Below are 18,380 nucleotides of genomic sequence, written 5' to 3'. Positions count from 1 at the left end.
TGGCCGGAATTTTTCGTCTGTTGGGAATCTTCGTGGCATGTTGTTCGTCTTTCTCTACGGGACATGGGGGCGGAACCGGCCACACGAGCCGCATCCGCAACCGTGCGGCGTAAAACAGCGCAAGCCGGGCACCCACTGGGGAGTCGGAGTCTTCGGACTCCGGGGCGAGTGGTGTACCGGCGGTGGGGAGGACACGTTGATGGGCACGGCGGAGCGGCAAGAGGCGCTTGAGGACGGCGTGGCGGCGCGGTCGACGGCGTGGCGGCGCCGTGAGGCACCGGATCACGACATTCCGGCAGACGGTGGGACGACCACGGGCGGCGGCGAGGCCCACAGGGACTCGGACGAGCGGACGACGGCGGAGTTCGACGAGCCGCGTTCGGCTCGCGCGACAGACCAACAGCAGGAGTACTACCGGCCGTTGTGGATCGAGGAGCCCGCGCGTCGACGCCGGCTGCCCGATCCGGTGCGTACGGCGGCCGTGCGGGCGGTGATCATCATCGCGGTGACGCTGATGCAGGCGACGGTGGCCTTCCTGTGCACGATGGCCGGGTCCTGGCTGGCGTTCCCGATGGTGATCAGCAGCGTGGTGAGCACGGTGGTGGCCACCTGGGGCGCCCTCGACGTCTGGGTGACCCGCCAGATGTGGAACCAGCGCAACGGCGTGGTCTCGGAGCCCAGCAGCACGGCGAGGGCCCTCCGCCGCGAGCGGCGTCGGGCCCAGCGTCAGGCGCGGTCCAGCGAGCGTGCCCAGGAGCGGATAGCCCGCAAGAGCGGCGCCGGGCAGCTGTCCCACTCCTGACGCTCGCCCACGGACGGTTCGCCTACGGGGCGGTCGACGCCGGACGCTTGAACATCCGGGTCGCCGTGATCTCGCTGTGCACCGACTCGCCTTCTCCGGCAGGGGCCTGCTGCGGCAGGCCCGGCCGGAGGTGTTCCTCCACGCTGATGTACTTGAGGCCAGCCCTGAGGTCGGCGTCGTTGCGCAGCCGGATGACCAGCGGGAACTCGGCCAGTGCCGTGGTGTCGAACAGGCCGGTGGTGTACAGGAGTTGGACACCGAGCGCGTCGGACACGGCGCGCTGCAGCTCCAGCAGATAGGTCGCGTTGGCCCGCCCGATGGGGTTGTCCAGGAAGAGCGTGCCGGCGTGCCGGTGCTTGTCCCGTCCCCGGTCGTTCGAGCGCAGCGCGGCCATCGTGCAGTACAGGGCGATGGCTGCCGTGAGCAGCTGGCCGCCGGAGAAGACGTCGCCCATCTGCCCGACGGGCACCCGCTCGGCGCGCAGGACGGCGTCCGGCTTGAGGATCTCCACAGCGACGCCCTTGGGTTCGAGCGCGGCACCAACTCCCCGCAGCAGCAGGGACATTCCGTCGCGCCGCATGTCCGAGTTCTTCTTCACGGCGGCCCGGGTCGCCTCGTCTACGACCACACCGAGCCGCTCGGTGAGCGTGGCCTGGTCGGGCTCCTCGAAGCGGATGCGCAGGAACTCCTGCCCGGACCACTCGCCGAGCCCCTCGGGCAGCCGGGACAGCCGCTGCGCGGACCGCAGGGTCGCCAGCGCCGACTCGACGAGCCCGCGGAGCCGGTCCACGATCGAGTCGCGGTTGCGCTCCAACTGAGCCAACTCGTCGGTGAGGACGCGGAGTCGGGGTGCAAAGGCGTCGGCCCACTTCTGTGCGTGCTCGGGCAGCGCGGACGCGGGCAGCTCACGGATCTGCTGCCGCGCGGGGGTCCGTACCTGCTCGTAGCGCGTGGAGTTGGCGTGCCGCACGAGCACATCGCTCGCCTCGCGTACGGCTCCCTCGGCGGCGGACAGGTCGGCGGCGCAGCCGCGCAGTGAGCGGCGAGCCTCGGCGGCGGAGTGCCGGGCCTCCTCCACGCTGCCGGGGTACGGCTCGGGCTCCTCCTGCTCCTCGTCCGAGGAGTGCTCGCGCATCAGGTCCCGGAGCATCGCGGCGGTCTCGTCGAAACCGCCGGCCCCGTCCTCGGCGGCACGGTGGGCGTCGAGGAGTTCGGCGTGCGCCTCGCGGGCCTGGCCCAACGCGTCGGTGCGGGAGCCGAGTTCGGCCGTAGCCGTGCGCAGCAGGGCCTGGGCGTGCTCGGCGTCGCGCGGGACGAGTTCCTCGGCCAGCTCGGTGTGTGCCTCGCCGTCCTCGGGCGCGTGCCGCTCGGCCTCGCCGCGCAGCCGCCCGAGTTGCTCGCTCGCGGTGGACACCCGGGTCTCCAGCAGCTGCACCAGTTCCTCGGCACGCGCGGCGGCGGCCTGCCGGGACGGTCCGTCGGAGCCGTCGGGTGACTCCAGCAACTGCGCCGCACGCGTGCGGACCTTGTTGCTGAGCCGGTCCAACTCCGCGATCGCCGCGCTCTCGTCACTCTCCGCCCGCGCCTGCTCGGCCCGCAGATCGGCGCCGACGCCGACCTTCTCGTAGAGCTGCGAGGCGGCCCGATAGGCCTCGCGGAGGGCGGCCAGCGCGGGCCTGGGGGCGTCCGGGTCGTCCTCCGGTACGTCGTCGGGGGCGCCCGCGATCTCGGAGCGCTCGGCGCGCAGCGCACGGGCCGTGCGGCGGGCGTCGTCGGCAGCGCGCTGGGCGGCGCGGCGGTCCTCGTCGGCGGCGCGGGCGCGCTCCAGGCAGGACTGGGCGCGGGCTTCCGACTCGGCTGCCTCGTCGGCGAGTTCACGCAGTTTGACCTGCCAGCCGGCGCGTTCCCGCAGCCGGAAGGCGAGTCCGGCGAGGGCGTCGGCGGCGCGCCGGGCCTTCTGCGCGGTCTCCTGCCGCTCGTCGCGCACCTGGGCGGCCTCGGCGGCGACTTCATCCGCCTCGGCCCGCACGGTCCGCGCCTCGGCGAGTTCGGCCTCGGCCTCCTCGGCGAACGCGCGCGTGTCCCGCGCGGCCTGCGCCAGCTCGACCAGCCGCCCGCTCGGACAGCCGGTGCGCCAGGACGCGAGCCGTGCCGCCAGCTCCCGATCCTTGCCGAGCCGCGCGGCGAGCGTACGGATCTCCTCGTCCCGCTGCCCCGCCCGCGCGCGCAGCGCCTGCCGCTCCTCGTCGGCGGCGTGCTCGTCGTGCATGGCCGGGTTCGGCGGTACGAGGAAGACGTCACTGGTCTGCGCGTCGGGCGCCGGGGTCGGGGCGAGGAGGGCGGCGGCCGTGCCGACGGCCACGGCGGACCGGGGCAGCAGGGCCGCGTCGTTGAGGGCCTCACGGGCACGCGCGTGCGTGTCCGGGTCGGTGATGATCACGCCGTCGACCAGCTCGGGCCGGGCGGCGAGCACGCGCGCATGGTCGGTGGGGTCGACGGCCTGGGCGAGATAACGCCAGCCGGGCAGCGCGGGGATGCCGTGCTCGCCGAGGTACTCGACGGTGGCCAGCACGTCCGGGCCGGGCGGCAGCAGCCCGCCGTCACCGAGCGCCCCGAGGATCCGGGAGTCGTCGGCGGCGGCGGTGCGCAGGTCGAAGAGGTGCCGCTCGGCGGAGGAGACCCCGTCGTCGAGCAGCTCGCGCAACTCGTCGGCGAAGCGGTCGAGTTCCTCGGGGGTGAGGGGGCCTTCGGTGAGGGGGCGGGCGGGACTGGCGGTCGAGGTGGCGGAACGGCCGCTTCCTACAACACCGTTGGCCGCAGCACCGGTGCGTGCGGCCGACTCGGCACCCTGACCGGCGGCACCCGAGCGCGCGCCCTCGGCGCCGTCAGCGCCCTGGCCCGTCGTCGCGCCGTCGCCCGCGCGCTCCACACCTGCACCACGCGGCACCGGCACACCACCACTACGGCCCGCATCACCAGCAGCAGGCAAGCTGAGCAGCTCCGCCAGCCGCTCCTCCCCCGCCAGCCCCTCGGCGAGGCGCCGCTCCGCGTCGTAGGTCCGCTCGGCGGCGGTCGCCGCGTCGGACGCGCGGGCCGCCGTCAACTCCGCGCGGGACTCGGCGGAAGCCGCTTCGCGGGCATGCTCGGAAGCCCGGCGGGATGCCTCGCGCGCGGTGTCCCAGGAAGCCACGGCCGTCTTCTCGGCGTCGCTCGCGGCGAGCGCGGCACGGGCCGGGTCGGCGTCGGGGGCGCTGTCGTCGAGCCAGCCGGCGCGCACCGCCTCGGCGGTCTCCTGCTCGACCTCTGACAGCCGCTGGCGCAGATGCCCGACCTCGCTGCGGGCGCGCTGCGCCTCGGTGGCGGCGGAGGTCGCGTCCCGGTGCGAGGTCTCGCCGACCTCCTGGAGCGCGGCGGAGCGCTCCTCGCCCTCGTTGGCGAGGTTCTCGGCGCTCTCGGCGGCCGAGTGCAGGGCCCGTACGAGATCGACGGCGGCCTTGGCGCGGGCGGCGAGCGCCGGTGCGGCGTCCCGTTCGGCCTCGCGGATGGCGACGGCCACGCGCGCGGAGCGGTCGGCGGCGGCCCGGTGCCGCAGTACCGCCTCGGCGGCCTGCCAGGCGGCGTGCAGAGTACGGGCGTCGGCCAGCTCGCGCTTCTGCGCGGCGGCGGACTTCTCCATGGTGGCGAGTGCCAACGAGGCGTGCCGGTACGCGAGTTCGGCGGCGATCAGCGCGCTGCGCTCCCGCGCCCCCTCGGCGTGCGTGACGGCGTACGCGGCGGCGGTGACCCGCTGGGCGAGGTCGGCGGCCCGTACCCGCTCCTGCGCGCCCCGCGCGGACAGTCGTCGGGCCAGGGTGCGGGTTCGGCGCTCCGCACCGGCGTGGATGTCACGCGCGCGTGCCCGCGCCTCGGCGGCCTCGACGATCCGGCCGAGCAGATCCACGGAACCGGCCGTGAAGTCCCGCTCGGCGATCAGCTCGGCGCGCCGCCCCAGCTTGTTGCCGAAGCCGCCGACCAGGTCGGCGAGGCCGTCGGTGTCCCGGGTGTCGGTGACCGCGCGGAGCAGCAGGTCGGTGAAGTCGGAGTCCTTCTTGACGGCGAAGAGGCCGGCGGCCTCGCCCTCGTCGGCGTTCATCTCCCGCTGGTAGCGGAAGAGTTCGGGGTCGAGGCCGAGGTCGCCGAGGTGCTCGATCCAGCGGTCGTGGATCTCCTCCCAGTGCACTTCGAGGTGCGGATACGCCTTGCCCGCCTCGGTGAGGGCGTCCCGGAAGCCCTTCATGGTGCGCCGACGGCCCTGCGCGCCGGACGCGCCCTCGGCGGGCGGTCGTACGGAAGTGGCCTCGGCGACAGGGAGGTTGTCCAGGCTCAGCCCCGGCCCGGGCCGGAACGAGTACCAGGCCTCGGCGAACTTCCGCGGGTCGTTGGAGACTTGACGCCCCCGCCACTCGCTGACCTTGCCGACCACCACGCACTCGCCGGTCAGCGTGTGCTGCCACTCCAGGGCGACATGCCCGCAGTCGTCCGCGAGAAGGAACTTGCGCAGCACACCAGAGCTTGCGCCGCCAAGGGTGTTGCGATGTCCCGGCAGCATCACGGAGAAGATCAGCTTGAGCAGGACGGACTTGCCGCCGCCGTTCTCCAGGAAGAGCACACCGGCGGGCGCGGGGCGGCGCGGCGGCCCGACGGGCTCGTCCTCGAAGAACTCCGCCTGGGTGGGCGCGGGATCGGGCACGGGCTGGCCCACGCCTCGCAGGTCAAGCACGGTGTCGGCGTAGCGCGCACCGGCGGGCCCGATGGAGTAGAGGCGGACCCGGGACAGCTCGTACATGGCGGACTCTCGTCGTAAGTCTTCGGCAGGTGGGGGGAGTTGAGAAACCTCAGGAGCTGAGGGATCTCAGGAGTGGAACGGCAGCCCGGCGTCGGCCACCAGCTCCAGATCCTCGGTGTCCTCGGCGGGCATCAGGCTCGCGGTGCCGTCGGTGACCGGGACGACGCCCAGCTCCAACAGCTCGGCCATGGCGGCGCTTCCGGCCATGTCACGTACCTGGAGCTGATAACGGGCGGTCGTGCGATAGGTCCCGCCGTTGTCGTCGCCGGTGCGCTGCAGGAACCCGGAGTCGGTGAGGAAGGCTGCCGCCTTGCCGACGATCCCGGTGGTCGAACCGGCCAGTCTCCGGGCGTCCTTGGTGGCTCCGGTCGCGCTGCGTCTGACCCAGATCCGCCACGCGGCCTCCAGACCGGGCGCGTCGGTGGCCGGGTCCGTGTTCATGCCCTGCTCGTCGGCCCGCTCCTCCAACCGCCGACAGGCCTGCCGCACGAAGGCGTCGACGCCGTTGACCGTGACGCGCCCGATGTACCCGTCGTCGGCAAGATCCTCGGGCCGCGGAAACGCCATGGCGGCGACGGCAAGATGCGCGAGCCCATGCAGGAACCGGTCCCCGGAGTCGGCGGCCGTACGCCGCGCATAGTCCCCCATGCGGACGGCGAACACGGAGTCTTCGGCGGCAGTCACGGCCATCCCCGCGCGCGGGGACACCTCCAGAACGACCAGCCCGAGGCCAGCGGCAACGGCGTCGGCGAGCCGGGCGAACGGCGAGTCCTCCCGGTAGCGACGGAGCAGTTCCGCGTACTCCTGATCCCGCGCGGGCTGCAACTTCGGCTGCAACCCAAACGCGACGAGACGAGCCGCGTCGGCAGCATCGGCAGGCGTGACAGCAGCACTCACCGCGGGGGCGGCAACCTCCGGTTCACTCCATTCGCCCTGCTCACTCACGACTGCAACTCCTTGGTCTTCCATACAAGGTTGAGGACAGGCGCCCCTTCAGGGGCGCGGGGAACTGCGCGACCAGCCACAGCGGACCCGCACGCGAACGACAACCGATCCATCACGCCGCCTCACTCCGTCCCGCAGCCATCCCGACCGCGTCCAACAGAGCCATCCCAACGATGAGATCGGCCCCACCGAACTCGGGATCGTCCAACTCGGTCCCGTCGTCCACGGCGAACAACAATTTCGGCTCCCCTTGCCGATAGGCCGTACCAACAGGCGGACTCGCCGCATGCACGGCCAACAGGGCAACCAGATAAGGAAGTTCCGCATCCTGACGCCGCGCATCCGCAAGCAACCCCGACAACCTCCGAGGCGCATCCGCAGGCAGATCAAGCAACTCCATGGCCGCCGCCAGCTGCTCCTCGCTGAACCGACTGTCATCCGGCGTGGCGATCAGATCCGGCTCAGGCATCTCCGCCCCGAGATGCTCCCGCTCGGCAGGCGGCGTCAGCAGTATGTCGACCAGATCCCCCACCCGGACGGACACCGGCGTACGCAACCCGGTCCCGCGAGCGAAGAACGCGTCAGTGACCCGGATCGCCGACTCCAGAGGCAACGGCAGAACAGGCGAGACGAGATGCCCGTAGAGGTCGATCCCCGAGGTGGTCATCGGCGTGGCGAAGGCCTGTCGATCCTGCTCCGCACGGAACAGCGGCCCGGCCTCCAGAAGGCGCGACTGAAGCTGCGTGTGCCGCCGGATGCAGTCCTTCACGATGTCGACCAACTCGGCCGCCCGCCGCTTCTGTTCGGCGTCCTCGGACTCGTCACGGGCCTTACGGATATTCGTCAGGATCGCGTTCTCGTGGCGATACCGATCAGCCACGTGATCGAGGGCCTCGGCGATCATGTCCGGCACGGAGTTGAGCCAGTCCACCGCGCGGACGTTGCGTCGCGTGGCGTCCAGCGCACGCCGGAGCGTCTCCGAGTACTGCACGGTCCGGTACCGCGCCTGTTCCGCGGCGAGCTGCGCGTCGGCGAGCCGACCGCGGCTGATCAGCACCTCCAGCTTCACCTCGGCGGCGATCTGCGCACTGGTGACGTCGGTGTCGAGGGCCCCCACGAGGACGTTGACAGCCTCGTCCGTCGTACGGAGGTACACGCTGCCGCCGTAGCCGGGAACCTCTTCGATCAACTTGAAGTCGTAGTCCCGGCGCACATACGTGCCGTCCTGGGCGAACGTGCCGTAGACCGTGCGGAAGCCGCGGTCGACGCTGCCGACGTTGATCAGGTTCTCCAGGACCCAGCGGGCCACGCGCTCGTGCTCGACGACGGGGCGCTGCGGGGCCTGGGCGGCGATGCGCGGGATGAGCCTGGCCACTATCTGGTCGTGGTCGGCACCCGTGTCGAAGTCCATGTTCAGAGTGACCAGGTCGATGGCGGCGAGGGCCACCTCGGCCATGCCGTAGACCGAGTACTCGCCGGCCAGGTTGGCCTTGCGTACATCGAGGTCGTGCAGCGGCGCGGTGCAGGCGAGCGCGCGCAGTCGCCGCGCCAGTCCCTCGTCGGCGGCCGGGCCCGGGGCGGGGCGCGGCCCCGCGCTGAACTGGGGCGGAACGCTGTCCGTCGATGCAGGCGAAGTCACGGTGCACAGACTAGGTCCTCGGTCTGACAACGACCCAAACGACGCAGAAGCGACTACCGCCTCAGCCGTGTGTGCGAGTCGGTCGAGCGCCGTGCCGTCCTCAGTCGGGCGCCGTGCCGTCCTCGCGGACCCGCCGCCGGTACGCGTCGACGACCCGTTCGAGCGAGTCGTCGAGGTAGACCGCGAGCAGTTTCTCGGCCTCGGCGGGATCGTCCGCCTGGAGTGCCTGGAGGATCAGGCGGTTGCGCTGGAGGTACGGCTCGTGGAGCGCCCTCGGGTCGTCCACGAGGTGGAAGGCGAGCCGGAGTTCGGCGAAGACGCTGCGCATCAGCTCGTCGGTGCGGGCGCTGCCGGCGAGGGCGACGAGTTCCCGGTGGAAGTGGATGTTGGCCGTACCCACGCCTTTCCAGTCATCTTCGACGGACGCCAACTGCCCTTCCGTGACGGCCGAGGCGAGCTGTTCGAGGGCGTACGGCGGCTCGCCCAGTCCGCGGACGACGGCGCACTCGACGAGGCGGCGGGTGCGGTAGATGTCCTCGACGTCCTCGACGCTCAGGACCCGGACGAAGACGCCCCGGTTCAACTCGTGGACGAGCAGCCGCTCATGGGTGAGCAGCCGGAACGCCTCACGGAGTGTGTTGCGCGACACACCGAGCGCCCCGCCGATGCTGTCCTCCGAGAGCCGCGTGCCCGGCGGGAAATAGCCCTCCGCGATACGGCTCCTGAGGATGTCCGAGACGCGTTCCGCGGTGCTCGTACGGCCCAGGAGGGCGCGGTCGTCGGCCAGTCCCGCCATCTGCTCTGCCATGCCCGGAATTCAACCGCAGATACAAGAACGAAACAACATGGGTATTGAAGGATCGTTCAACGATCCTCTACCTTTCTCGACATGGCGCCACCGCTCACCCCGGCGCCGACGGCTTCCGCACGGCACTGCTCACTCCCAGCACCCTCCGTCCTCCCTCTGCGAGGTGCCCATGAGCACGACCCCTCCACCTCAGGCCCCGGTCACCGGCGTACATCCGGACACGGATGAACTCACCGCCGACGACGGCGCGTTGGCCTGGCTGCGCGCGCTCGGTCCGAACGGCCGCCGCGCCTTCGCCGGCGCGTTCGGCGGCTACGCCCTGGACTCCTACGACTACTTCACGCTGCCGCTGAGCATGGTGGCGCTGGCCGCGTACTTCGGCCTGGACAGCGGCCAGACCGGCCTGTTCACCACGGTCACGCTGGTCGTCTCCGCGGTCGGCGGCGCCGTGGCGGGCGTCTTCGCCGACCGGGTGGGCCGCGTGAAGGCCCTGATGATCACGGTGATCACCTATGCCGTCTTCACGGTGGCCTGCGGTTTCGCACCCAACTACGAGACCCTGCTGGTGTTCCGCGCCCTCCAGGGGCTCGGTTTCGGCGGCGAGTGGGCGGTCGGCGCGATCCTGGTCGCCGAGTACGCGAGCGCGAAGCACCGCGGCCGTACGCTCGGCGCGGTCCAGAGTTCCTGGGCGGTGGGCTGGGCGCTGGCGGCGGTGGTCTACACGCTGGTCTTCTCGTTCCTCGGCGACGACCTGGCCTGGCGGGTGATGTTCTGGACCGGCGCGCTGCCCGCGCTGCTGGTGCTCTGGGTGCGGCGCCGGGTGCACGACGCCCCGGAGGCGACGGCCGTGCGCGAGCAGAACCCCCAGAAGGGCTCGTTCGCGGCGATCTTCAAGCCGGGCACGGCCGAGTCTCCGGGCCTGCTGCGCACGACGGTCTTCGCGGGCCTGCTCTCCACCGGCGTCCAGGGCGGCTACTACACCCTCGCCACCTGGGTGCCGACCTACCTCAAGACGGAGCGCGGCCTGTCGGTCGTCGGCACCGGCGGCTATCTGACCTTCCTGATCTCCGGCGCCTTCCTGGGCTACCTGACCGGCGGCTACCTCACCGACGTACTGGGCCGCAAGCGCAACATCTGGCTCTTCGCGCTGCTCTCGGCGATCTGCATCCTGGCGTACACGCACATCCCCATCGGCTCCAACACGCTTCTCCTGGTGCTCGGTTTCCCGCTCGGGTTCTGCATGTCGGCGATCTTCAGCGGCTTCGGCTCGTACCTGAGCGAGCTGTATCCGACGGCGGTGCGCGGCACGGGACAGGGCTTCACGTACAACACGGGCCGCGCGGTGGGCGCCGTCTTCCCGACCCTGGTGGGCTTCCTGGCCGACAGTTGGGGTGTGGGCGGAGCGCTCGTCTTCGGAGCCATCGGTTACGGCATCGCGGCGCTGGCGCTCCTGGGACTGCCGGAGACGCGCGGAAAGGAACTGGCGTGAACCGCACGGAGGACCGCCCCCTGACCCTCGTCGACGAGTACGCGCACGCGTGGAGCCCGCGTTCCGCCCGGGCCCGCTTCCGGGCCGGGCTGACAGGTCCCACGGCCGGGGTCGCGGCGGGCCACACCCAGGTCAACCTGATCTCGGTGCCCGCCGACTGGGCCTACGACATGCTGCTGTTCTGCCAGCGCAACCCGAAGCCCTGTCCGGTGCTCGACGTCACGGACGCGGGCTCCTGGGAGACGGTTCTCGCGGACGGCGCGGACCTGCGCACCGATCTGCCGCGCTACCGGGTGTGGCGGGACGGCGAGTTGACGGACGAGCCGACGGACGTGCGGGCGTACTGGCGCGACGACCTGGTGTCGTTCCTGATCGGGTGCAGCTTCACCTTCGAGTGGTCGCTGAGCGAGGCGGGTGTCCCGATCCGGCACATCGAGCAGGGCCGCAACGTCCCGATGTACGTGACCGGCCGCCCGTGTCGCCCTGCGGGGCGGCTGCACGGCCCGATGGTGGTGTCGATGCGCCCGGTGCCGCCGGAGCACCTGGCGACGGCGATCCGGGAGACGGCGCTGCTCCCGGCGGTGCACGGCAGCCCCGTACACTGCGGCGATCCCTCGGGGCTCGGCATCGCGGACCTCGGCCGTCCGGACTTCGGTGATCCGGTGGACGCCGCGCCGGACGACATCCCGGTGTTCTGGGCCTGCGGAGTGACCCCGCAGGCCGCGGTGATGGCCTCCCGCCCGCCGTTCGCCATCACCCACGCGCCGGGCCAGATGTTCGTCACCGACGCCCGCGACGAGCAGTACCGCGTCGCCTGACCAGGAGAGATGATGATCGATCTGAACGCCGACCTCGGCGAGGGCTTCGGCCGCTGGCATCTCACCGACGACGAGCAGCTGTTGTCCGTCGTCACGAGCGCCAATGTGGCCTGCGGTTTCCACGCCGGGGACCCGGTCACGATGCGGCGGGTGTGCGAGCTGGCCGCCGAGCGCGGGGTACGGGTCGGCGCGCAGGTGTCCTACCGGGACCTGGCGGGGTTCGGGCGGCGCGCGATGGACGTGCCGTCCGCCGAGCTGGCGGCCGAAGTGGCGTACCAGATCGGCGCCTTGGAGGTGTTCGCTCGGGCGGCGGGCACGCGCGTGTCGTACGTCAAGCCGCACGGCGCGCTCTACAACCGGATCGTGCACGACCCGGAGCAGGCCGCCGCGGTGATCGAAGGCGTGCTCCTGGCCGACGCCTCGCTGCCCGTGCTCGGGTTGCCCGGCTCGGTCGTGCTCGACCTGGCCGCGAAGGCCGGGCTGCCGACCGTCACGGAGGCGTTCGCGGACCGCGCCTACACCGACGAGGGCACCCTCGTGCCACGCGGCCGGGACGGCGCGGTGGTCACCGACCCCGAGGCCGTCGTGGAGCGCTCGCTGAGCCTGGCCCGCTCCGGGACGGTCGACGCGCTCTCCGGGGCGCGCATCGAGGTACGGGCCCGCTCCCTGTGCCTGCACGGGGACACGCCCGGCGCGGTCGACCTGGCCCGCAGGGTCCGCGCACGGCTCCTCGAGTCGGGTGTCCGGGTGGAGGCCTTCGCATGAGGGCGCTGCCCGTCGGCGACAGCGCGCTGCTCGTCGAGGTCGCCTCCGGGGAGGAGGCCCAGGCCGTCCACGCGGAACTGCTGCGACGCCGCGCGGAGGGCCTGCTCACCGTCCGCGAGATCGTCCCGGCCGCCCGCACGGTCCTCCTCGACGGCCTCGACGACCCGGCCCGGCTGGCCTCCGAACTCGCCGCCTCCGAGGTACCCCCCGCTCCCCCACGCGCGGGTGAGGTGGTCGAACTCCCGGTGCGCTACGACGGCCCCGACCTCGCCGATGTCGCCGCCCTGTGGGACGTCCCCGAGCGAGAGGTGGCCCGCATCCACGCGGCCACCGAATTCCGCGTCGCCTTCTGCGGGTTCGCCCCCGGCTTCGGCTACCTCACCGGCCTCCCGGCCCGCTACGACGTCCCGCGCCGGGCCACCCCGCGCACGGCCGTCCACGCCGGTGCCGTCGGACTGGCGGGCCCGTACACCGGCGTGTATCCCCGTGCCTCACCCGGCGGCTGGCAGCTCATCGGCACGACGGACGCGGTCCTGTGGGACACCGCGCGCGTGCCCGCCGCGCTGCTGTCGCCGGGCACGCGCGTGCGCTTCGTCCCGGTGGCGGACGTATGACGGACAGCGCCTTCGCCGTCGTACGGGCCGGGGCCCTGACCACCGTGCAGGACCTGGGACGGCCCGGGCACGCGCACCTGGGGGTGCCGCGTTCCGGGGCGCTCGACGGGCCCGCGGCGGCGCTCGTCAACCGGCTGGTCGGCAATCCGCCCGAGGCGGCCGTCCTGGAGACGACCCTCAACGGCTGTGCCGTACGGCCTCGTTCAACAATCCTCGTGGCCGTCGGCGGCGCCCCCTGCCCGGTCACGGTGGACGGACGGCCGGTCGCCTGGGGAGCACCCGTGCACGTGCCCGCCGGGGCGCTCCTGGACATCGGAACAGCGGTCTCCGGAGTGCGGTCCTACGTCGCCTTCGCCGGTGGGGTCGGGGTAGAGCCGGTGCTCGGCAGCCGCTCCACGGACCTGCTGTCGGGGCTCGGTCCGGCGCCGCTCACGAACGGCGCCATACTGCCGCTGGGATCCCCGATGAGCCGCCACGCGTGCGTGGACGTCGCCCCGCAGCCGCGCCCCCCGGTCGAACTCGTCCTGCGAGTGACCTTGGGGCCCCGCGACGACTGGTTCGCACCGGAGGCCGTCCGCACGTTCACGTCACGCGCGTACCGGGTGTCCTCGGCGAGCAACCGCATCGGGCTGCGCACCGAGGGGCCCGCCCTGGAACGGGCCCTCACCGGTGAACTCCCCAGCGAGGGCATGGTCCTCGGTGCCGTCCAGGTCCCACCGGACGGCCGCCCCGTGGTCTTCCTCGCCGACCATCCGACCACCGGCGGCTACCCGGTGATCGCCGTCGTCCGCCCCACGGACCTCCCGGCCGCCGCTCAGGCGGTGCCCGGAACCCCTGTCCGTTTCGTGGCCGTACGGCGCCGCTGAGGCCCCGGACGCCCTATGCGGCGTCCGGTTGCTCCTGCCGCACCGACAGCGAGGCGAGCGCCATCGACACGGCGTGGGACGCGCTCAGGTCGAGGCGCGCGCTCGTGCCCCGCGCGCGGTGGCGCATCTCGTCGGCGGCCAGCCTCAGGAGCTGCGGCAACAGGTCGGTGCAGCGGCGGGCCACCCACCCGGTGCCCGCGGTCGCCAGCCACACCAGACTGGCCGACCGGGTGGGAACCGGGAACTCGGCCTCGGGCGACGGCGCGACCCCCGAGGCCACACCCTCCTCGGTGAGCAACGCATGGAAACGGAGCGCCAGTTGGCGATGCCCCCGCTCGCTGGGGTGCAGCCGGTCCGCGCTCCAGATCTCTCGGCCCATGATCCACTCGCCCTCCGCCGCATGCAGATGCACGGCGCCGTACCGCTCGGAGAGCGCGTGCACCACGGTGTTGACGGCTCGCTGCCGTCGGGCGAGCGGGCGGGCCAGCGCGCCCGGGAGGCCGAGCATCGCGCCCGGGTCGGGCAGACAGGCCGTGAGGAGGGTCGCGCCCTGTGCCGTGAAGGCCGCGTAGACCTCGTCGAGGCGGGCAGCCACGGCCTGGATGTCGAAGGTGCAGCGCAGGGTGTCGTTGACGCCTATGACGACGGACACGACGTCCGGGTTCAGGGCGAGCCCGGCCGGGGTCTGCCGTTCCAGCACGTCCCGCGTCTGCGCCCCGCTGACCGCGAGGTTCGTGAACTCCACGGACCCCTCGGGCTGTTCGGCCAGCCCGCCGGCGAGCAGCGCGGCCCAACCGCGCCACGCCTCGCCGACGGGATCGCCCACGCCCTCGGTGAGCGAGTCACCGAGGGCGACGAAACGGACCGTTCTCATGCCACGCCTCCGGGCACGAACCGCCGGACCGGAACATCCGCGTCATGGGCGGCGAGGAACGCGTCGACCGCCGTGTGCCAGCCGAAACACTCGGCACGCGCGCGTGCGATCTCGCGGCGCTCCACTTCGGAGCGTTCGAGCAGCATGTCGACGGCGTCCGCGAAGGCCCGCCCGTTGTCCGCGGCCGTGGCGCCGGCGGAGCCGATGACCTCGGGCAGTGCGGACGAGGCACTGGCCACCACGGGCGTGCCGCAGGCCATGGCCTCCAGCGCGGCGAGCCCGAAGGTCTCGGCGGGCCCGGGTGCCAGGCACACGTCGGCGGAGGCCTGGAGCGCGCCGAGCAGCCGCCGGTCGGAGACGTGCCCGAGGAAGGTGACCGGCAACCCGCGCTCCCGCGCCCGCTGTTCGAGCCGGGCCCGCAGCGGACCGTCCCCGGCGACCACGAGAACCGCCCGCCGCCCGCGCCGTACCAGCGCCTCCAGGGCGTCGAGCGCCGTGCCGGGCTTCTTCTCCACGGAGAGCCTGGTGCAGGTCACCAGCAGAACCTGGTCCACGCGCGCGTAGTCCGCGCGTACCACCGGGTCCCGCAGCGCCGGGCTGCGCCCCACCAGGTCGACGCCCAGCGGAGCCCGTACGACATTACGGGCGCCGATGCGGACGAACTCCCGCTCGGCGAACTCCGTGGTGCACACCACGCGCGCGTAGGTGTGCGCCGTACGGACGTTGAGGGCGTCGGCGGTGCGCCGGGACATGTTCTCCGACAGGCCCCAGGTGCGCAGGACGCCGTCGGCGGTCTCGTGGGACACCATCACGGCGGGGACGCGGGCCCGCCTGGCCCACTTGCCGGTCCAGCGCAGGGTCGTACGGTCGGAGACCTCCAGGCGGTCCGGGGCGAGCTGCTCCAGGAGGGTGGCCACGCGCCGCTTGTCGGCGAGGACGCGGTAGCCGCCGGTGCCGGGGAGCAGCGGCCCGGGCAGGGTGATGACCCGGCCCTGCTCGGTCTCGCGGTCGGTGTGGCGTTCGCCGGGCACGATGAGGACGGGATCGTGTCCGGCCTCCTTGAAGCCCTTGCCCAGCTCGCGCAGGGCGGTGCGCAGCCCCCCGGAGGAGGGGGCCACGAAGTTGGCGAGGCGGACGATCCGCAGCGCGGCGGTGTTCATGCCGCCACCACCACCTTGCGCGCGGCGAGGACATCGCCGTAGTGCGCGATCAACTGGTCGCCGACGGCCGCCCAGGTGCGGCCCTCGACCATGGCCCGCGCGGCGGTGCCGTACTCGGCGCGCAGTGCGGGATCGGCGGCCAGGGTCCGCACGGCGTCCGTCACGGCGGCCTCGTCGCGCGGCGGGAAGAGGAACCCGGTGCGCCCGTGGGCGACCAGGTCGAGCGGGCCGCCGGCGGCGGGCGCGACGACGGGGACGCCGCTGGCCATGGCTTCCTGGACGGTCTGACAGAAGGTCTCAAAAGGTCCGGTGTGCACGAATATGTCCAACGAGGCGAAGATACGGGCGAGCTCGTCGCCGGTACGCCGGCCGAGGAAGACCGCGCCCGGCAGCGCCTCGTCGAGGTGCGGCCGGCTGGGTCCGTCGCCGACGACCACGACACGGACGCCCGGGAGGCCGCAGGTTCCGGCGAGGAGTTCGATCTGCTTCTCGGGGGCGAGCCGGCCGACGTAGCCGACGAGCAGTTCGCCGTTCGGGGCGAGTTCGCGGCGCAGCGCCTCGTCCCGGTACTCGGGGCGAAAACGCTCTGTGTCGACGCCTCGCGGCCAGAGGCGGACCCGGGGCACGCCGTGTGCCTCCAGGTCGCCCAGGGCCGCGCTGGAGGGCGCGAGGGTGCGGTCGGCGGCGGCGTGCACGGAGCGGATGCGCCGCCAGGCGGTGGCCTCGCCCGCACCGACGTACGTACGGGCGTAGCCGGCGAGGTCGGTCTGGTAGACGGCGACGGCGGGGATGCCGAGCCGCGCGGCGGCGGCCATGCCGCGGACGCCGAGGATGAAGGGGCTGGCCAGGTGCACGATGTCGGCGCGGTGTTCGGTGATGGCCGCGGCGACGCGTCGGCTGGGGAGGGCGACGCGGACCTGGGGGTAGCCCGGGAGCGGTAGGGAGGGGACACGGATGACGGGGCACGGCGACTCGGCGTCGGGCCCGGGACCGGCCGAGGTGGCCGGCGCGACGACGAGCGGATGATGACCGCGATCCACGAGGTGCCGGGCGGTCTGGAGCGCGCAGTGGGCCACGCCGTTCACATCGGGGGGAAAGGATTCGGTCACGATGACGACACGCATACCCGTGTTCTCGCCCCGCTGGACGTGCCCGCGTCAACGTCGATCTATGCGAACGGTGAACGTCCCATGAGCGTTGCGCTGCACACCCGAGCAGGTCAGACGGCGTCCATGCGCGTCTGACCCGCGGGTCATCCCACGTTCACACTGCGGGGGCGTCGGGCCCGATCCGGCTCCGTACGGCTGTCTGGACTTCCGCTTCCTCGGCCGGGTCGGCGGCGAGCCTGCGGAGCTGCTCCACGACACGGGCGTCGGCGGTCTCGGCGTGCCGGGCGGCGATCTCGCGGGTGGTCTCCTCGCAGTCCCAGAGGCACTCGACGGCGAAGCCGGTGGGGTAGGAGGGGTCGGTGGCGGCCAGGGCGCGGGCGGCCCGGCCGCGCAGATGGGACGAGGCCGTCTCGCGGTACACATGGCGCAGGACGGGGGCGGCGCAGGCGATGCCGAGGCGTCCGGCGCCGTCGACGAGGGTCCACAGGGTGGGGGCGTCGGGTCCTTCGCCCATGACGGCCTCCCTGAGGGCACCGAGGACGAGGTCGCTGTCCTGGGCTCCGCCCCGGCAGGCGAGCATGCGTCCTGCGGCGGCGCCGAGCGGATCGGGGCGGCGGGCCCAGCCGCGGGCCCGGTCGACGGCGGCGACGGACCGCATCCGTTCGAAGGCGTCGACGGCGGCCTCCACGACGGGTGCCGGGCCGGTGGCCACCGCGCGTTCGATGAGGGGGAGGGCTTCGGGATCGTTGCTGTCGGCGAGATAGCGCAGGGCGGTGCAGCGGGCGCCCTCGCCGCCGTCCTTGGCGGCCTCGACGATCTCGGGCCGGTCCTCGGGGCCCGCGACGGCGGTGAGACAGCGGGCGGCGGGGACATGCAGCGCGGCTCCGCGTTCGAGGCCCTGTTGGGCCCACTCGAACACCGCTCGCACGCTCCACCCCGGACGGGGCCCGGTTGGTCGCATCTGGCGTTGCCAGAGGTCGAAGCAGCCGGCCTCCTGGGCGGCACGCACGCGCGTGGCGATCGATTCGCGTGGATCCTCGGCCCACAGCCGCCAGGGCCGGGGCTCGAAGGCGTCGCGCACGGCGGTGGCCAGTTCGGCCTCGCCCTCGGGGTCGGCCGGGAACCGCGCCAGCACCGGGGCGGCGAGGGCGCGCAGGCCCGCGTCGTCGTCCCTGAGCGCCAGCTCGTCCAGCGCCCAGGCCCAGTTGCTGCCGGAGGCCGCGTACCTGCGCAGCAGGAGGAGCGCGTCCCGCCTGCCGTAGGAGGCGAGGTGCCCTAGGACGGCGAGCGCGAGGCCTGTGCGTGACTCCTCGGTGTCGAGGACGTCCTCGGTGTCGAAGAGGTGGGCCTCTACGGCGTCCAGGTCGCCGCCCAGGTCGAGGTACAGACGGGCGTAGTACAGGGAGCGGTTCTCCACCTGCCAGTCGTGGCGGGGGTCGCGCAGCACACAGTGGTTCAGTGCCGCGAGTGCCTCGGCACGGGGGGCGGTGAGCGCGTGCAGTGTGCCGTCGCCGCGGCCCCGCTGAAGCAGGCCGAGCAGCGTACCGCTGGGCGCTATGACCGGATCGAACATGGGAAACAGCCTCACATCAAGCGTCGACGCAACCGGGGGACGTGCACTACCTGGCCGCGTGACAACACGTCGGGGCGCCCGCCGTTTCCTGCT

At 72.9% G+C, this 18,380-nt stretch carries 14 protein-coding genes; 6 read left to right on the top strand and 8 right to left on the bottom strand.

The window, feature by feature from the left end:
* Window positions 1-199 precede the first annotated feature (199 nt).
* Window positions 200-802: a hypothetical protein gene (locus OG504_RS43140; RefSeq protein WP_405994634.1), complete on the top strand. Its 603-nt coding sequence runs from the start codon at window positions 200-202 to the stop codon at window positions 800-802.
* 22 nt (window positions 803-824) lie between these two features.
* Here the strand turns inward: OG504_RS43140 and OG504_RS43135 are convergent, their stop codons facing one another.
* The 4 genes from OG504_RS43135 to OG504_RS43120 all read right to left on the bottom strand — a co-directional run bounded on the left by OG504_RS43135 (window position 825) and on the right by OG504_RS43120 (window position 9,019).
* Window positions 825-5,627: a hypothetical protein gene (locus tag OG504_RS43135; RefSeq protein ID WP_405994633.1), complete on the bottom strand. Its 4,803-nt coding sequence runs from the start codon at window positions 5,625-5,627 to the stop codon at window positions 825-827.
* Window positions 5,628-5,693: 66 nt separating this feature from the next.
* Window positions 5,694-6,572 (bottom strand): hypothetical protein, encoded by an 879-nt coding sequence (locus OG504_RS43130; RefSeq protein ID WP_033282372.1) that lies wholly within the window; start codon window positions 6,570-6,572, stop codon window positions 5,694-5,696.
* A 112-nt stretch (window positions 6,573-6,684) separates the two neighbouring features.
* Window positions 6,685-8,211: a hypothetical protein gene (locus OG504_RS43125; protein WP_405994632.1), complete on the bottom strand. Its 1,527-nt coding sequence runs from the start codon at window positions 8,209-8,211 to the stop codon at window positions 6,685-6,687.
* A gap of 100 nt (window positions 8,212-8,311) precedes the next feature.
* Window positions 8,312-9,019, bottom strand: coding sequence for a GntR family transcriptional regulator (locus OG504_RS43120; protein ID WP_405994631.1), 708 nt, complete (start codon window positions 9,017-9,019; stop codon window positions 8,312-8,314).
* A gap of 169 nt (window positions 9,020-9,188) precedes the next feature.
* On the opposite strand from OG504_RS43120, the gene OG504_RS43115 reads away from it, so the two are divergent.
* The 5 genes from OG504_RS43115 to OG504_RS43095 are packed head-to-tail and all read left to right on the top strand — an operon-like array spanning window position 9,189 to window position 13,571.
* Complete coding sequence (locus OG504_RS43115) at window positions 9,189-10,508, top strand: MFS transporter (RefSeq protein WP_405994630.1); 1,320 nt, start codon at window positions 9,189-9,191, stop codon at window positions 10,506-10,508.
* Window positions 10,505-11,326 carry a putative hydro-lyase gene (locus OG504_RS43110; protein WP_405994629.1) on the top strand — a complete coding sequence of 274 codons (822 nt, stop codon included), beginning with the start codon at window positions 10,505-10,507 and terminating at the stop codon, window positions 11,324-11,326. Before OG504_RS43115 ends, OG504_RS43110 begins: the two co-directional genes overlap by 4 nt.
* A 12-nt stretch (window positions 11,327-11,338) precedes the next feature.
* The gene (locus tag OG504_RS43105) at window positions 11,339-12,091 is read left to right on the top strand and encodes a LamB/YcsF family protein (protein WP_405994628.1); all 753 of its coding nucleotides are present in this window, start codon (window positions 11,339-11,341) and stop codon (window positions 12,089-12,091) included.
* Window positions 12,088-12,705: an allophanate hydrolase subunit 1 gene (locus tag OG504_RS43100; protein WP_405994627.1), complete on the top strand. Its 618-nt coding sequence runs from the start codon at window positions 12,088-12,090 to the stop codon at window positions 12,703-12,705. Before OG504_RS43105 ends, OG504_RS43100 begins: the two co-directional genes overlap by 4 nt.
* Window positions 12,702-13,571, top strand: a complete 870-nt coding sequence (locus OG504_RS43095) for a biotin-dependent carboxyltransferase family protein (RefSeq protein WP_405994626.1) — start codon at window positions 12,702-12,704, stop codon at window positions 13,569-13,571. The genes OG504_RS43100 and OG504_RS43095 overlap by 4 nt, the downstream gene beginning before the upstream one ends.
* A gap of 13 nt (window positions 13,572-13,584) precedes the next feature.
* On the opposite strand, the gene OG504_RS43090 is transcribed toward OG504_RS43095, so the two are convergent.
* The 4 genes from OG504_RS43090 to OG504_RS43075 all read right to left on the bottom strand — a co-directional run bounded on the left by OG504_RS43090 (window position 13,585) and on the right by OG504_RS43075 (window position 18,287).
* Window positions 13,585-14,445 (bottom strand): SGNH/GDSL hydrolase family protein, encoded by an 861-nt coding sequence (locus tag OG504_RS43090; protein WP_405994625.1) that lies wholly within the window; start codon window positions 14,443-14,445, stop codon window positions 13,585-13,587.
* Complete coding sequence (locus OG504_RS43085) at window positions 14,442-15,605, bottom strand: glycosyltransferase (RefSeq protein WP_405994624.1); 1,164 nt, start codon at window positions 15,603-15,605, stop codon at window positions 14,442-14,444. Before OG504_RS43085 ends, OG504_RS43090 begins: the two co-directional genes overlap by 4 nt.
* Window positions 15,602-16,729, bottom strand: coding sequence for a glycosyltransferase family 4 protein (locus tag OG504_RS43080; protein WP_405994623.1), 1,128 nt, complete (start codon window positions 16,727-16,729; stop codon window positions 15,602-15,604). The genes OG504_RS43085 and OG504_RS43080 overlap by 4 nt, the downstream gene beginning before the upstream one ends.
* Before the next feature lie 139 nt (window positions 16,730-16,868).
* Complete coding sequence (locus tag OG504_RS43075; protein WP_405994622.1) at window positions 16,869-18,287, bottom strand: HEAT repeat domain-containing protein; 1,419 nt, start codon at window positions 18,285-18,287, stop codon at window positions 16,869-16,871.
* Between the last annotated feature and the right edge of the window lie 93 nt (window positions 18,288-18,380).

The sequence above is a fragment of the Streptomyces sp. NBC_00986 genome (assembly GCF_045162565.1).
GTDB lineage: Bacteria > Actinomycetota > Actinomycetes > Streptomycetales > Streptomycetaceae > Streptomyces.
Note: the sequence above shows the minus strand (reverse complement) of the source record. Positions and strands in the feature narration are given on the sequence as shown.

Coding starts and splice junctions, on each gene's coding strand:
- OG504_RS43140 (WP_405994634.1), top strand. CDS start 200: ATGGGCACGGCGGAGCGGCAAGAGGCGCTTGAGGACGGCGTGGCGGCG.
- OG504_RS43135 (WP_405994633.1), bottom strand. CDS start 5,627: ATGTACGAGCTGTCCCGGGTCCGCCTCTACTCCATCGGGCCCGCCGGT.
- OG504_RS43120 (WP_405994631.1), bottom strand. CDS start 9,019: ATGGCAGAGCAGATGGCGGGACTGGCCGACGACCGCGCCCTCCTGGGC.
- OG504_RS43115 (WP_405994630.1), top strand. CDS start 9,189: ATGAGCACGACCCCTCCACCTCAGGCCCCGGTCACCGGCGTACATCCG.
- OG504_RS43105 (WP_405994628.1), top strand. CDS start 11,339: ATGATCGATCTGAACGCCGACCTCGGCGAGGGCTTCGGCCGCTGGCAT.
- OG504_RS43100 (WP_405994627.1), top strand. CDS start 12,088: ATGAGGGCGCTGCCCGTCGGCGACAGCGCGCTGCTCGTCGAGGTCGCC.
- OG504_RS43095 (WP_405994626.1), top strand. CDS start 12,702: ATGACGGACAGCGCCTTCGCCGTCGTACGGGCCGGGGCCCTGACCACC.
- OG504_RS43090 (WP_405994625.1), bottom strand. CDS start 14,445: ATGAGAACGGTCCGTTTCGTCGCCCTCGGTGACTCGCTCACCGAGGGC.
- OG504_RS43085 (WP_405994624.1), bottom strand. CDS start 15,605: ATGAACACCGCCGCGCTGCGGATCGTCCGCCTCGCCAACTTCGTGGCC.
- OG504_RS43080 (WP_405994623.1), bottom strand. CDS start 16,729: ATGCGTGTCGTCATCGTGACCGAATCCTTTCCCCCCGATGTGAACGGC.
- OG504_RS43075 (WP_405994622.1), bottom strand. CDS start 18,287: ATGTTCGATCCGGTCATAGCGCCCAGCGGTACGCTGCTCGGCCTGCTT.